Origin of the sequence: Nocardia carnea (genome assembly GCF_029869215.1) — a bacterium.
GTDB classification, from domain to species: Bacteria; Actinomycetota; Actinomycetes; order Mycobacteriales; family Mycobacteriaceae; genus Nocardia; species Nocardia carnea_B.
This window is the reverse complement of the sequence record NZ_JARWPM010000254.1, coordinates 13,439-27,588: the sequence shown is the minus strand read 5'-3', so window position 1 is coordinate 27,588 and position 14,150 is coordinate 13,439. Positions and strand designations below refer to the sequence as shown.

The window sequence follows — 14,150 nt, the reverse complement described above, 5'->3', positions numbered from 1 at the left end:
CCCCTCATAAGCCGGTCCGGGAAGAACGGCCCCCCCCCCGCCCAACAGCCGGGCGGGCCCGTAACCGGGGGCGCCGGGGGGGGGCCGGGGTTGAACGGGGGGGGGTAAATCCCCCAACCGGCCCCGACCCCCCCTGGGGGGGCGCGCCCCCCCCCCCCCCCCGGGGGCCCCCCACACCCCCCCCAACCGCCCGGCCCCCCCCCCCCCCCCCCCCCCCCCCCCCCGGGGGGCCCCCCCGATTCCCGTGCTCGCCGGTCGAGGGACCTGGTATCAGCGGGTGGCGATAATCGCCGAACCGTGACCGAACAGCCCTTGGTTCACCGCGATACCCGCGCGGGCGTCGGCCACCTGGCGACCGTCGGCGTCGCCGCGCAACTGCCAGGTGAGTTCGCAGACCTGCGCGATCGCCTGGGCGGGAATCGCCTCACCGAAACATGCCAGACCACCACTGGGATTGACCGGTATTCGGCCGCCCAGTGTCGTGGCGCCGCTGCGCAACAGTTCTTCCGCGCCGCCCGTCTCGCAGAGCCCGATATCCTCGTACCAGTCCAGTTCCAGCGCGGTGGAAAGATCGTAGACCTCGGCGAAGGACAGATCGGCGGGGCCGATCCCGGCTTCTTCGTAGGCGGCGTGCGCGACGGCCGACCGGAACTCGCGCGGCGGCGGTGTCACCGCGACGGCGGAATCCGTCGCGAAATCGGGCAGATCGAGCACGGTTTTCGGGAAGGTCGGAGTGACCGTCGACAGGGCGCGGAGGCGCACCGGATCGGTCACACCGTGGCGGCGCGCGTACTCCATCGAGGTCAGCACCAGCGCGGCACCGCCGTCACTGGTCGCGCAGATATCCAGCAGGCGCAGGGGGTCGGAGACGATCGCCGAAGCGGCGACCTCTTCGGCCGACACTTCCTTGCGATAGCGGGCGTACGGATTGTTCAGGCCGTGCCGCGCGTTCTTCACCTTCACCGCGGCGAAATCGTCGAGGGTGGCGCCGTGCAGCGCCATCCGCCGGCGGGCGTACAGCGCGAAATAGATGGGGTTGGTCGCGCCGAGCAGGTGGAAACGCAACCAGTCGGGATCGTCGCGGCGTTCGCCGCCGACCGGCTGGAAGAAGCCCTTCGGGGTGGCATCCGCACCCACCACCAGCGCTACCTCGCACAAGCCGGCCAGGATCTGGGCGCGCGCGTTGGCGATGGCCTGGGCGCCGGAGGCGCAGGCGGCGTAACTGCTCGAGATGCGCGCACCCGACCAGCCCAGCGCCTGCGCGAACGTCGCGCCGGAGACGAAGCCGGGGTAGCCGTTGCGGATCGTGTCCGCACCGGCGATATAGCCGACGTCGCGGTGATCGACCCCGGCATCGGCGAGTGCCGCGCGGGCCGCGACCAGGCCGTATTCGACGAAGTTACGTCCCCATTTGCCCCACTGGTGCATTCCCGCGCCGAGGACGGCGATATCGCGGTCGTTCGTCTCAGGCATCGATCGGCCTCCACATCCACACCGTGTGCTCGGCTTCCTCGTCTTCGTACAGCACGCCGAGGGTCAGTTCGACCGGCATGCCGACGGCCAGATCGTCCACGGTGAGGCCGCGCACCACCTGCCCGAGGATCACCATCTGCTCGACCTCGAGCTCCACCGCCGCGACGACATACGGCTCGAACGGGTCGGGCGAGACATAGGGCGGTGGCGGCTTGTAGCGGGCGTCGGCGTACGACCAGATCCGGCCGCGGGTGGAAAACAGGTATTCGGCCAGTTCGGAGCCGTCCTTCGGACCGGAGCACTGCGGGTTCCGGCACGCGAGGGTATTCCGCGGGAAGTACGGCGTGCCGCAGGTGGTGCAGCGGCTTCCCTGCAGGCGCACCGTGCCGTCGTCCGCGGTGAACCAGTCGGCCACGGCGGGGCGTTGTTCTTTCTGCACACCCCGACCGTATAGGAACACGTTCTACTTTGGGACGGGAATCCCCTCCTCGCCGCGCCTGCGCACCGTTCGATCGGCCTGCGCCGTCCGGCCGCGGGCGTGGGCGACCCCTGTTCCGCACGCTCGGTCGCTACCGGGGATCGCGCTGCCGCGGGGAGGCGGATCGTTCGCGGCCGGCGTTGCGCGCGGTGCCCCGGTGCGCGGGGACGGTGGCCGGATCCTCCGGCCAGGCGTGTTTGGGGTAGCGGCCGCGAAGGTCGGCACGAACCTGCGGCCAGCCGGTGTGCCAGAAGGAGGCCAGATCCGAGGTGACCGCGACCGGGCGGCCCGCGGGTGAGAGCAGATGCAGCACGACCCGGACGCGCCCGTCGGCCACACGCGGAGTGTCCGACCAGCCGAAAATCTCCTGCACTGTGACCGCGAGCGCGGGTGGGTCGGCCGAATAGTCGAGCGGGAGCCGGCTGCCGGACGGGACGGGCAGGCGCTCCGGGGCCAGCTCGTCCATCCGGGCAGCCTCCGGCCAGGGCAGCAGCCGGCGTAACGCCTGCCCGGTGTCGATCCGTTCGAGATCGGCGCGGCGGCGGGCGGCGGCGAGTTCGGGACCCAGCCAGACATCGGCGGCGGCGAGCAGCGCATCATCGTCGACCGGTGGCCAGGGGTCGCCGAGCGTGCGATGCAGGAAGTCGAGGCGCCGGCGTAGCGCGGACGCCCCCGGCTGCCAGGTCAGCAGGCCGAGCCCGGCCGTGTCCAGCCCCTGCCGCAACGCCGCCGCGAGCTTTCCCGGTTCCGGATCGCGAATGGGTTTCTCCGACAAGATGAGAGCGCCCAGCCGCTCGACCCGTCGGGCGACCACATCACCGTCGACCCACGCGATCTCCTCCACGGTGCCGAGCAGATTCGCCGCGGCCCGCCGGGCCAGTTGTTCGTCGGCGGCCGCGGCCAGCCGGATGTACCCGTCGGAACGGCCCGGATCGCGGGTCGCGACACCGACCGCCAGCCACTCCGGTTCACCGGTCCCGGAGCCGGGTGGCAGCGTCACCCCGGTACCGCCGGCCATCAGGTAACTCGCCGACCCCGGGCCGCGTCGTCGTGCCAGCCGTTCCGGATACGCCAGTGCGACAACGTAAGCCGGATCGTCGGCGTCGCCGGAGCCGTCCACCGACCGGGCCAGCCGCTCGACCTCGCGCCGCCAGCGCTCCGGCCGTTCCCGGCGCAGCACACGCAGACCGGTGAGCAGGTCGACGCCCGCCACGAGGGTGTCGTCATCGAGGACGGCGACCACTTCCGCCGCCGTCCGTGCCCCCACCACCTCGGCCCCGTCGAGCAACGCGCGTGCCAACCGCGGATGCAGTCCCAGCCGGGCCATCCGCCTACCCCGCTCCGTCACCGCACCGTCTACGCCGACAGCGCCCAGGGCACGCAGCACCTCGCGGCCGGCGGCCAGCCCGCCGGGCGGTGGCGCGTCCCACCAGCTCAGGGCTTGTCCATCGGCGGTGCCCCAGCAGGCCAGTTCCAACGCCAGGCGCGTGAGGTCGGCGGTCCGGATCTCCGGTTCCGGATAGGCCGGCAGGGTGGCGTGCTCGTATTCCGGCCAGCACCGCCAGACGTGTCCGGGTGCCTCCCGCCCGGCGCGTCCGGCCCGCTGGTCGGCCACCGCCGCCGAGACCCGGACGGTCGCCAGCCCGGACAACCCCCGCGCCCGATCGAGGCGGGGGACCCGGGCGAGGCCGGAATCCACCACCGCGCGCACTCCCGGCACCGTCAGACTGGACTCCGCGACCGCGGTGGACAACACCACGCGCCGCCGCGCGCCCGGCCGCAACGCGGTGTCCTGCCGGGTGGCGGGCAGTCTGCCGTGCAGCGGGACGATATCCACGCTGTCCAGATCGGTGAGAAGTGCTGCGGTGCGGCGGATTTCGGCGGCTCCCGGCAGGAAGACCAGGACGTCGCCGCCGGTTTCGGACAGTGCGGTCCGGGTGGCGCGCGCGACGTGCGCCTCGATACGTTCGCGGGGTAGTGCGGGGACGTATGCCGTCTCCACGGGATGGGCCCGGCCGCGAACTTCGATGACCGGCGCCGGGTCCGGTGCGCTCAACAGCGTCGACAGGCGTTCGGCGGCGACGGTCGCGGAGGTCGCGAGTACCTGCAGATCCGGCCGCAACCCGGCCCGGGCGTCGAGCAGTAAGGCCAGCAGCAGATCGGCGTCGAGATGCCGCTCGTGGCATTCGTCGAGTACGACGATATCGACCCCGGCCAGCTCCGGGTCGTCCTGTAACCGGCGAACCAGCAGACCGGAGGTCACGACCTCGATCCGGGTCGCCCGCCCCACCTTCCGGTCTCCGCGCACCGAATATCCGGCGGTGCCGCCCACCGGCTCGCCCAGTAGTTCGGCCATCCGCGCGGCCGCGGCCCGGGCGGCCAGCCGCCGCGGTTCGGCGACGAGTACGCGTCCGGCACAGTGTGCCGCCAGCACCAGCGGGACAAGGGTCGTCTTCCCGGTTCCCGGGGGCGCGACCAGTACCGCGGTCTTGCGTTCGGCCAGCGTTTCGGCGAGGCGCCCGGCGACGCCGCGGACCGGAAGATCGGGAAGCTCGTTCGGTGTCATCACCACCAGTCTGAGCCCGCGGCGGCGATCCGGGTCATCCGGTCCACCGTCGCATCGACGTGGTGTTCGCCGGTCAGACCAGTGGTTTGCCGAGTGCCCGGCGCCTGCGCATATCCGCCAGGTGCCGGTTCAGGGGATACAACCGCCATTGCTCGGGGCCGGCCGCGGTCACGGCCCCGATGGCGCGCATGGCCAGTTCGAAGGCGCGTTGCCGGCGCGGGCCCCACTGCAGCCCCAGTTCGTCGCGGAAGCGTTGCGGCAGGAAGCCGGTGGTGAAGAACCGGTTGAGTCGGCGGAAGGCCAGCTGCTCGAGCCGGCCGTAGGGACCCAGGTCGACGACTTGGCCGAGAAGATAGGCCTTCACTTCGTCGTCGAGGGATACCTCGGCGCTTTTCCGTTCCCAGTACTCGGCGAACGCGGCGCGATCGGCGGGCCACAGCTCCGGGGGCACCTGCAGTGTGGTGCCGAATCGGGCCGACTCCCGGTACAGCTCGTCGGCATCGGCCTCGTCGAGGGGACCGTAGAGGTAGTTCAGCGAATCCACGACGCCCTGGTAGATACAGGCGGCGACCCAGAGCTGCAGTTCGGGGTCGAACGCGTTGTACTTCACGGGGCTGTCCGGGCGGGACCGGACGTGCCGGTGGGAGGTATTGACCGCGGCGCGATAGGCCTCGCATTCCTCGTCGGTGCCGAGCATGGCGACCGCGAGGTAGGTCAGGGTCGTGCGGCCGCGCTTCCGCGGATGCAGATCGAAACGGCCGCTGTCGACGGTGCTTTCGACGACGCCGCGGCCGACGGGGGCCAGGCTCAGCTGCATGATCACGTTCGCCGGGCCGCCGAGCAGGGCGCCGGGACCGGCCAGGTTCCTGCGGCGCGGATCCGGCTCGGACTGCGGGGGATGCGACTCCGTTGACGCTGGGCGGGACATCGCGCCTCCATGCAAAATTGAGAGAATTACTCACACATTATCTCACATACCGGCTGTGATTCCCACCCTGGCGCCATACATCGAGACCGGCGAGTGGCCGGGAATTTCTGCTCGTGACAGGCGAAGGGGCCGGGAATACCCTTCCCGGCCCCTTCTGATCAACGAGTGGGATTCGAACCCACTACCCTCGGATCCAGAGTCCGATGCTCTACCTGATGAGCTATCGTTCGCCCCACCTGGGATCGCCGGTGTGCGAGTGCGCGTCATGGTGAGTATTCCCGCGTGTTTCCTTTACACCACAGCGGCAGGGAGAGCCGCCGCCGGGAATCGAACCCGGATGACAGGAGTATCGCAACACCCCCGCACGTCGTGCGATCGATGGAGTTGTTGAACTTGGAGCAAGAGTCTGAATCTATCGGCAGGCTCTGGCAGCGACTGCCGTGGTGTCAGTCTGAACTTCAGTTTCAGCTTGTGCTCCATCCCCCCGGAGGGGGAGTCTGTGGTCGCTACCCGAACAGGTAGCCGAGAACGGCCCGGCCCGGCTCGGCATCCGTCACGGGGGTCGAGTTCGCCGTTTCCCGGGCGAACCGTACCGCGTCGATCAGTTTGCCGAGGCGTTCGTCGATATCGCCGACCTCCTTCGCGGGCAGGGCGCCGGAGAATTTCGTGGTGGTCCAGCGACCTACCACGACATCCTCGTGGTAGACCTCCACCTGCGCCGGATGCTTATCGGTGGCCGGGGCGAGGACGTGGTTGCGCGGCACCTTCTTGGTGCGCACCGTCTGCGCCGGCTGGGTGGCGTAGCAGTCGGTCACCTCGTCGAACGACCAGGTTTCGGCCGGATCCAGGGTCGGCAGCTTGGCGACGAACTTCTTCAGTTCGGTCAGCTGCTTCTCCAGGAACAGCAGATAGGTGACCGGCAGGTCGCGGGCGAGGGTGACACCGTCGACCACCAGGTCGGCCTTGGCCGAGCAGTTGGTGGTGTCCTTCGTCGCGGTCACATCGAACAGCCGGGTGAGGGTGTTCTTCATATCGGCGATCACCTCGCGCGCCCGCACCTGGACCCGCTTCGATTCCGGCGGCAGCTCTTCGCCCATATCGTCCAGCGGCCGGTACGTGCGGGAGATGCCCGCCAGCAGATCGGCCTTGCCCACCCGCTGGTAGGCGGCCGCGATGTCGGCGTTCGCCTGCGACTTCGCGCCCTTCTCGATGGCGATGAGCTGATTCAGCTTGGTGGACAACGGCTTTTCCCTCCTCCGGTCACCTCGTTGCGACCCGGGATACCGTAACCGGATGCCGCCCGAACCGGCCACCGATTTAACGCCGCGCCCGCGGCCTTCAGGAGGCGAGCCCGGAATCGCGCACGGCCTCGGCCAGCGGTTCCAGCACGGCCGGGTCGTGTGGCGGCGGGAGATAGATGATCGCGAGTTCCAGGCCCTCGGCGTTCATCGCGGCGGCCCACTCGATGAGCTCGCCGTAGCCGAGCGCGGGATCGAGCCGCCGCTGGGCCGAGAGCAGGATCTCCGATGGATCGCGGCCGATATCGGCACAGTGCGCGGCCAGCACATCGCGTTTGCGGGCGAACTCCTCGACGGTGCCGGCGACGAAGTTCCAGTGCTGGGCGTAGCGGGCGGTGGTGCGCAGGGTGCGTTTCTCGCCGTTCCCGCCGATACAGATCGGCGGATGCGGGCGCTGTGGGCCCTTCGGCTCGTTGCGGGCGTTGGTCAGCTGATAGAACTTGCCCGCGAAGTCGGTGGTCTCCTGGCTCAGCAGCCCGATGAGCACCTGGCAGGCCTCGTCGAAGCGGTCCAGGCGTTCGGTGATACTGCCCAGTTCGATGCCGTAGGCGCCGGATTCCTCTTCGTTCCAGCCGGCGCCGATTCCGAGTTCGAGGCGGCCGCCGGAGATGATGTCGAGGGTGGCGGCCATATTGGCCAGCACCGCCGGATGGCGGTAGTGCACACCGGTCACCATCGTGCCGAGCCGCAACCGCTCGGTGGCCTGGGCCAGCGCGGTCAGGGTGGTCCAGCCCTCCATGCACGGCCCGGTCGAGTCGGAGAAGATCGGGTAGAAGTGGTCGAAGGTCCAGCCGGATTCGTAGATCTCGATATCGTCGGCGGCCCGCCAGACGGCCAGCATATCGGCCCAGGTGGTGTCCTGCGGGGAAGTCTTGAACGCGAATCGCATGGGGACAAGGCTAGAAGTTGGAGTGGACTCCAGGTCAAGAGTGCGGGGCATCCCGCGGCCGTGTCGTGCGCGCGCAGCAAGGCCGGGCGGGCCACCACGACCGGTTCCGTCCGGGCGTGGTGACCTGCCGGAGCTGGAATCACCCGGAATTTATTGCGGCAAGGGAGATCCCGTTTCCGCTCGCGCGGCGAGCCCGTACGCTGGTCCGGCAAGCATGGGTCCGTGTGGGAGGAAAAGCGTTGGGCCGCAGAGAGCCGCGGGAAGAACGAGACGTATCGCCGGAGAACCGGGAGACCGTCCGCAACAACATCAAGAAGGAACTCGGCATACCCGACGTCTTCGCCGACGCCACACCCGACGATTTCGCGGCGTGGCTGACCCGGGTCGAGAACATGATGGAGATCGTCCCCCGGGAGAACCGGCGACCGTTCGAGATCACCGACAGCCGCGGCGTGACCGACGTGGTGGGGGAGACGTATACGCTGCGCCGGCTCGCCGATATCCGCAAGGAACTACAAGCCGAACTGCGCAATGCCACGGCGCGGCGGGAACTCGATCAGATCCAGTACGTCGCCGAGTCCGCGATCCACGACCCGGTGGCCCGGCAGATGGTCGCCGACCAGATCCAGCGGGCCCAGGATGTGGTGACGAAATCGTCGGTGACCGAGGATACGCGCGATACCGCGCTGGAGATCGGTTTGCAGAATGTGGTCCAGGATATGAAGGAGCGGCGGTCCAGGATGCGGTGGTCACTGGTGCAGCGGGAGCCGATCGCCGTGCTGATCGGCGCGTTCCTGCTGGTCGGGTTCAGCATTGTGATGGTGGTCGCGATGTTCACCGAGACGCAGGTTCCCGATCTGGTGATGAACCTGATCCTGCTGATTCTCGGGTTCTTCTTCGGGCAGTCGGCCGCGGCCGGGCGGAGCGGCCGGGAGGAGACCTGAACCGGCGCCCGCTGGCACTGTCCGTGCGCTGCGGATAGCTTCATTGCATGCAGGATCCCCTCGACGACCTACGCTTCGCCCACGTCCTCATGGACTCCGCGGCCGCGGCGAGCATGGAGCGTTTCAAGGCCCTCGACCTCGTGATCGAGGCGAAGCCGGATATGGACCTGGCGCGCGAAGCGGAAACCGAGGTGGAGAAGCTGATTCGCGGCCAGCTCCAGCGTTCCCGCCCGCGCGATGCCGTGCTCGGCGAGGGTGAGGGCCTGGACGGCACCGGGCCGCGCTGCTGGGTGGTCGACGCCATCGACGGTCTGGAGAACTACGCCCGCGGCGTGCCGGTGTGGGCCACCCAGATCTCCTTGATCGAGGCCTCGGCGGGCGGCTACCGGCCCGTCGTCGGTGTGGTGTCCGCGCCCTCGCTCGGCCGCCGCTGGTGGGCCGCGCGGGATCACGGCGCCTTCACCGGCCGCAACCTCTCCTCGGCCTCCCGCCTGCGCGTATCCGGGGTCTCGAAGCTGCCCGACGCGTCGTTCGCGTACTCCTCCCTGGCGGGCTGGGAAGAACAGGGCCGGCTCAGCGGTCTGCTGGCACTGTCCCGGGAGGTGTGGCGCACCCGGGCCTACGGCGACTTCTGGCCGTACATGATGGTCGCCGAAGGTGTGGTCGATATCTGTGCCGACCCGGAACTCTCGCCATTGGAGATGGCCGCGCACGCCGTGATCGTCACCGAAGCCGGCGGCGCCTTCACCGGCCTCGACGGCAGCCCGGGCCCGCTCGGCGACAGCGCGGCCGCGTCGAACGGCCTGTTGCACGACGAATTGCTCGCCTACCTGAACGACCGCTACTGACGCCTGCGATACCGCCACCCCGCAGAGTGCGCCGCGCGCGAGAGCTCGCGGGTCTACGCCGGGGAGCCGAGTCGGGGGCGCAACCCGGAGCGCCACCAGCGCAGCCACACTCGCGGGGACAGCAGCACCGCCACGACCAGCGGGGAGGGATCGAAATACGCGACTCGGCGGAAGATTTTGCCTTCGCCGGTGAGTTCGAAGCTGTCCACCGCGGTGATCCGCACGACGCGCCGGCCGACGGTGGCGCTGAGCCGATGCTCGATGAACAACCGGTCCGCCGTACCCGACCAGTGCAGGACTTCGCTGCGCAGACCGGTCGCGAACGTTTGCAGGCGATCGACGTAGGCCCACCATTCGCCGGTTCCGTGGCACGTCGGGATGAACGGCTGCACCAGTTCCACATCCGGGGTCATGAAGGGTTCGATGGCGCGGCTGTCCACATCGGCCCAGCCGGCGGCGAATGCGCCGACGATATCCTCGTGCATCGCACGCCGGTCGGTGGTCACCGTGCGTCCCGTTCGGTCATGGCGCGAGTTTACCGATACCGCCCTGCTTTCCCGGCGAGGCAAGGCGAGGCGCGGCCGGGTTGTGGCGCGGGCGGCACGGCCGAGTGCCGATCGGAGCCCGGATCAGCCGGCCACCGCCGCAGGGGCGAACCGGCCCGCCGGTTTCGGCAGCCCGAGATGGTCGCGCAGTGTGCTGCCGCTGTATTCGGTGCGGAACAGGCCGCGCCGGCGCAGCAGCGGCACCACGGTTTCGGTGAAGATCTCCAGGCCGCCGGGATAGTAGGGCGGCATCACATTGAAACCGTCGGCGGCACCGGACCGGAACCATTCCTCGATGGTGTCGGCCACCTGTTCCGGGGTTCCGGCGAATACGCGATGCCCGCGCGCCCCGGCGAGGCGGTGCAGCAGACCGCGTAATGTGGGCTGCTCACGGCGCACGATACCGGCCACGACCTGGCGCCGGCTCGCGGCGTTATCGGTGACATCCCCGGCGTCGGCGAACAATTCGACCGGCACCGGTTCGTCGAGCCGCAAGCCCCGCAGCGATTCACCGGCCAGGTTTTCCAGCTGGGTCAGGCCGTATTCGGGCACGGTCAGCTCGTTGAATTCCCGTTCGAGTTGTTTCGCTTCGGTTTCGGTGCCGGCGATGAACGGGCTGAGTCCGGGCAGGATCTTCACATGGTCGGGGTCGCGGCCGAATTCCGCTGCGCGGCGTTTGATGTCGAGGTAGAAGGTCTGGGCGTCACCGAGCCGCTGATGCGCGGTGAAGATGGCCTCGGCGTACCGGCCGGCGAACGCGCGGCCCTCGTTCGAGGCGCCCGCCTGGACCAGGACCGGATAGCCCTGCGGGGTGCGGGCGGCGTTGAACGGACCGCGCACGCGCAGATGCTGCCCCGCGAAGTGGATGGGGTGGATCTTGTCCGGGTCGGCGTAGCGGCCGGCCGTGCGGTCCAGCAGGATGGCGTCGTCCTCCCAGCTGTCCCAGAGTGCGCTCACCACATCGACGAATTCGCGGGCCCGGGCGTAGCGTTCGGCATGATCGGGATGGCGGTCGAGGCCGAAATTCGCCGCGGCCAGATCGGTGCCGGTGGTGACGATATTCCAGCCCGCGCGGCCGCCGGAGATATGGTCCAGCGAGGAGAAGAGCCTGGCCAGGTTGTAGGGCTCGTAATAGGTGGTGGAGGCGGTCGCGATCAGGCCGAGGTGGGTGGTGGCCGCGGCGATTGCCGTGAGCAGCGTGATCGGTTCCAGGCCGGGTGCGGCGTTGTAGGCCACATTGGTTCGCAGGGCGGGGCCGTCGGCGAAGAACACGGCGTCGAACGTCGCGGCCTCGGCGGTGCGGGCGATCTCCTGGTAGTAGCGCACATCGTAGATGCGGTCGGGGCGGCTGAGCGGATGCCGCCAGGCGGCCTCGTGGTGGCCCGCGGGGTAGATGAACGCGTTGAGACTGAGCCGGCGTGGTTCGGACATCGGAATGCTTTCTCTAGTGGACCGGTTCGGTGGACACGCCGAGCGCGGCGAGGAGTTGTTCGCGGTAGCCGAGCAGGCCGGGATCACCGTGGCGGCGTGGTTTCGGCCGATCGATGGGCAGGTCGACGGCGATACGCCCGTCGTCGAGCACGAGCACGCGGTCGGCCAGGAGTACCGCTTCGTCGACATCGTGGGTGACCAGCAGGACCGCGGGCCGGTGCCGGGCGCACAGATCCTCCAGCAGGCGGTGCATCCGGATCCGGGTGAGTGCGTCGAGGGCACCGAAGGGCTCGTCGGCGAGCAGCAGCGACGGTTCGCGCACCAGCGATCGTGCCAGGGCCACACGTTGCTGTTCGCCGCCGGACAGTTCGCGCGGCCAGGCACGCTCCCGGCCGGCGAGACCGACCTCGGCCAGCGCGTCGCCTCCGCGGTCCGCGGCGCCCGGACCGGTGAGCCCGAGGGTCACATTGTCGAGTACCCTGAGCCAGGGAAGCAGCCGGGAATCCTGGAAGACAACCGCACGTTGCTGCGGCACAGTGAGTTCGCCGTCACCGTCGACGTCCCGGTCCAGTTCGCCCAGTGCCCGCAGCAGGGTGCTCTTGCCCGACCCGCTGCGACCGAGCAGGGCCACGAATTCACCGCGGGCGATATCCAGATCCACGTCGCGCAGTACGGTCCGGTCGCCGAATCCGCGCCGCAGCGCGCGGACCCGGACCACGGTCAGTCCGCCAGTGTCTGCCGCCATGCCAGCGCCTTCCTTTCCAGCGCGCGGACCGCGAGGTCGCCGAACAGGCCGAGCAGGCCGTAGATCACCAGGCCGACCACGATCACATCGATCTGGCCGTAGGTCCGGGCCTGGGTCATCAGATAACCGATACCGCTGGTGGCGTTGACCTGTTCCACCACCACCAGCGCCAGCCAGGAGATGGTGACCGCGAGCCGCAGCCCGGTGAAGAAACCCGGCAGGGAGCCCGGTAAGGCGACCCGGCGGACGAAGCCCCAGCGGGAAAGTCCTACGGTCTGCGCGAGTTCCACGTAGCGGGCGTCGACTCCGCGCAGGTGCGCGTGGGTGTTGATGTAGACGGGGACGAACACGCTGGCGGTGATGACGATGAGTTTCATCTCCTCGCCGATCCCGAACCAGACGATGAACAGCGGAATCAGCGCCAGCGTGGGAATGGAGCGTTTGATCTGCACCGGGCCGTCGACCACCGCCTCCCCGAGGCGGCTGAGCCCCGAGATCAGCGCGAGGACCAGGCCGATGGCCACACCGAGCGCCAGCCCGGTCGCCGCGCGTTGCAGCGAGGTGAGCAGGTTGGTGCCGAGGGTGCCGTCGGCGGCCAGCTCGCCCGCGGTGCGGGCGACATCCCACGGTGCGGGCAGGGTTTCGGGGTCGAGCGCGCCGGTCACCGAGCCCGCGATCCAGGCGATCAGCAGGAGCGCGGGGCCCAGTGCGAAACCGAAGGGAATCGGGCGGCCGGGGCCGAGCCGGATCGCGGTGGAACGGCGGGCCGGGCGTGGCGCGGTGGCGCTGGAAGCGGGCCGCGCGTCCGCGGGAAGATCGATGGTTGCCACTACGGTTTCTCCTGTTCGAATCGCGCGCCCACCGCCGGCACGGTCTGGGCGATCACCTCGTCGAAACGCAGATCGAATCCGTCGGCGGCCGCGACCTTGCGTGGCAGTTCACCGGCTGCGTCGATGATGTCGATGGTTTCCTGCTGCCGGTCGATCAACTGCTGGTCGAGGCGCGGGAAGGTGAATTCACCGAGGGAATCGACGATCCGGCCGGCGTCGTCGGCGCTGAGCTTCTGGTTCTCGACGTAGTAGATCCGGGCCCACTCGTCACGGTGGGTGTTGGTCCAGTGGAAGGCCCGCACGAACGCCGCGACCAAGGCTCGCAGCGCCGCCCCCTTGGCCGGATCCTGGGTCGCCTCGCGCCGCGCGTAGAGGTAGCCGAGCCCGTAGTAGATATCGTGGGCCGCCGAATCCGGGATCACACTCGCGCCCGGTGTGCGCAGGAACCGGGTGAGCCGCGGTTCGTTCAGCGGGGCGATATCGACCTGTCCGGTGCGGACCGCGTCGTTGAACTCGGCCAGTTGCAGCCGGACGAGTTCGACGTCGCCCGTCGTCAACCCGGCCCGGTTCAGCGCGCGGAGCACGGCGGCCTGCTGCGCGGTCCCCTCCGCGTAGGCGATCTTCTTGCCCCGCAGATCCGCGAGGCCGGTCGCCGTGACGCCCGGTGCCACGGCGAGTTTGATGCCGAGCGGATCGGTTTGGTAGGCGGCGATGATCGGCACATCCTGGCGTGCGGCCAGCGCGTGGATCGGCGGGACATCGCCGACCGGCGCCACATCGGCGGCCCCGGCCCGGAACGCCTCGAGAATTTCCGGTCCGCCGATGAAGTTGGCGAATTCCACCTGAAACGGCAGCTTGCCGAGTTCACCCGAGGCGCGCAGCGCCGTCTGGAACCGCTCCTGCTGATCGGCGATCACCAGGGTGGTACCAGGCGGAATCTCGGTCGGCAGGGGAGTATCGGCGGCGGCGCCGGGATCGTCGCCGCGGGCGCAGCCGGTCAGTACCGTGCAGACAGCGAGGACAGCGGCGATGGCCGCGGACGATCGGTCCCGGAATCGTCGCAGGGCGGGGGAACGGCGTTGCTGCATGGCCGAATTGAAGCAACGCCGGTGCCCCGCGGGGAACGATATCTCGCGCCGTGATCCGAACTATGGCGTTCGGTTGTCGCGGCGCGG

At 69.5% G+C, this 14,150-nt stretch carries 13 protein-coding genes and 1 tRNA gene; 2 read left to right on the top strand and 12 right to left on the bottom strand.

Annotation, left to right across the window (positions count from 1 at the left end):
- Positions 1 to 270 precede the first annotated feature (270 nt).
- The 7 genes from QH276_RS17915 to QH276_RS17885 all read right to left on the bottom strand — a co-directional run bounded on the left by QH276_RS17915 (position 271) and on the right by QH276_RS17885 (position 7,632).
- The gene (locus QH276_RS17915) at positions 271 to 1,473 is read right to left on the bottom strand and encodes a lipid-transfer protein (RefSeq protein WP_280400905.1); all 1,203 of its coding nucleotides are present in this window, start codon (positions 1,471 to 1,473) and stop codon (positions 271 to 273) included.
- Positions 1,466 to 1,912, bottom strand: a complete 447-nt coding sequence (locus tag QH276_RS17910; protein WP_432278695.1) for a Zn-ribbon domain-containing OB-fold protein — start codon at positions 1,910 to 1,912, stop codon at positions 1,466 to 1,468. The genes QH276_RS17915 and QH276_RS17910 overlap by 8 nt, the downstream gene beginning before the upstream one ends.
- A 130-nt stretch (positions 1,913 to 2,042) precedes the next feature.
- Positions 2,043 to 4,517, bottom strand: a complete 2,475-nt coding sequence (hrpB, locus tag QH276_RS17905; RefSeq protein WP_280400904.1) for an ATP-dependent helicase HrpB — start codon at positions 4,515 to 4,517, stop codon at positions 2,043 to 2,045.
- A 73-nt stretch (positions 4,518 to 4,590) separates the two neighbouring features.
- Positions 4,591 to 5,445, bottom strand: a complete 855-nt coding sequence (locus tag QH276_RS17900) for an oxygenase MpaB family protein (protein ID WP_280400903.1) — start codon at positions 5,443 to 5,445, stop codon at positions 4,591 to 4,593.
- Positions 5,446 to 5,602: 157 nt separating this feature from the next.
- Positions 5,603 to 5,675, bottom strand: a tRNA-Gln gene (locus tag QH276_RS17895).
- A gap of 276 nt (positions 5,676 to 5,951) precedes the next feature.
- Positions 5,952 to 6,686 (bottom strand): hypothetical protein, encoded by a 735-nt coding sequence (locus tag QH276_RS17890; protein WP_280400902.1) that lies wholly within the window; start codon positions 6,684 to 6,686, stop codon positions 5,952 to 5,954.
- Positions 6,687 to 6,783: 97 nt separating this feature from the next.
- Positions 6,784 to 7,632 (bottom strand): LLM class F420-dependent oxidoreductase, encoded by an 849-nt coding sequence (locus QH276_RS17885; RefSeq protein ID WP_280400901.1) that lies wholly within the window; start codon positions 7,630 to 7,632, stop codon positions 6,784 to 6,786.
- 239 nt (positions 7,633 to 7,871) lie between these two features.
- On the opposite strand from QH276_RS17885, the gene QH276_RS17880 reads away from it, so the two are divergent.
- Positions 7,872 to 8,576 (top strand): hypothetical protein, encoded by a 705-nt coding sequence (locus QH276_RS17880; protein WP_280400900.1) that lies wholly within the window; start codon positions 7,872 to 7,874, stop codon positions 8,574 to 8,576.
- A 47-nt stretch (positions 8,577 to 8,623) separates the two neighbouring features.
- Complete coding sequence (locus QH276_RS17875) at positions 8,624 to 9,424, top strand: inositol monophosphatase family protein (RefSeq protein ID WP_280400899.1); 801 nt, start codon at positions 8,624 to 8,626, stop codon at positions 9,422 to 9,424.
- A 53-nt stretch (positions 9,425 to 9,477) separates the two neighbouring features.
- Here QH276_RS17875 and QH276_RS17870 read toward each other — a convergent pair whose 3' ends face one another.
- The 5 genes from QH276_RS17870 to QH276_RS17850 all read right to left on the bottom strand — a co-directional run bounded on the left by QH276_RS17870 (position 9,478) and on the right by QH276_RS17850 (position 14,063).
- Complete coding sequence (locus tag QH276_RS17870; RefSeq protein WP_280400898.1) at positions 9,478 to 9,930, bottom strand: nuclear transport factor 2 family protein; 453 nt, start codon at positions 9,928 to 9,930, stop codon at positions 9,478 to 9,480.
- Between the two features lie 123 nt (positions 9,931 to 10,053).
- Positions 10,054 to 11,400 (bottom strand): LLM class flavin-dependent oxidoreductase, encoded by a 1,347-nt coding sequence (locus tag QH276_RS17865; protein WP_280400897.1) that lies wholly within the window; start codon positions 11,398 to 11,400, stop codon positions 10,054 to 10,056.
- Positions 11,401 to 11,413: 13 nt separating this feature from the next.
- Positions 11,414 to 12,145 (bottom strand): ABC transporter ATP-binding protein, encoded by a 732-nt coding sequence (locus QH276_RS17860; RefSeq protein WP_280400896.1) that lies wholly within the window; start codon positions 12,143 to 12,145, stop codon positions 11,414 to 11,416.
- A complete protein-coding gene (locus tag QH276_RS17855; protein ID WP_280400895.1) occupies positions 12,121 to 12,975 on the bottom strand; it encodes an ABC transporter permease in 855 nt (284 codons plus the stop codon). Before QH276_RS17855 ends, QH276_RS17860 begins: the two co-directional genes overlap by 25 nt.
- The gene (locus QH276_RS17850) at positions 12,975 to 14,063 is read right to left on the bottom strand and encodes an ABC transporter substrate-binding protein (RefSeq protein WP_280400894.1); all 1,089 of its coding nucleotides are present in this window, start codon (positions 14,061 to 14,063) and stop codon (positions 12,975 to 12,977) included. The genes QH276_RS17855 and QH276_RS17850 overlap by 1 nt, the downstream gene beginning before the upstream one ends.
- Positions 14,064 to 14,150: the final 87 nt, after the last annotated feature.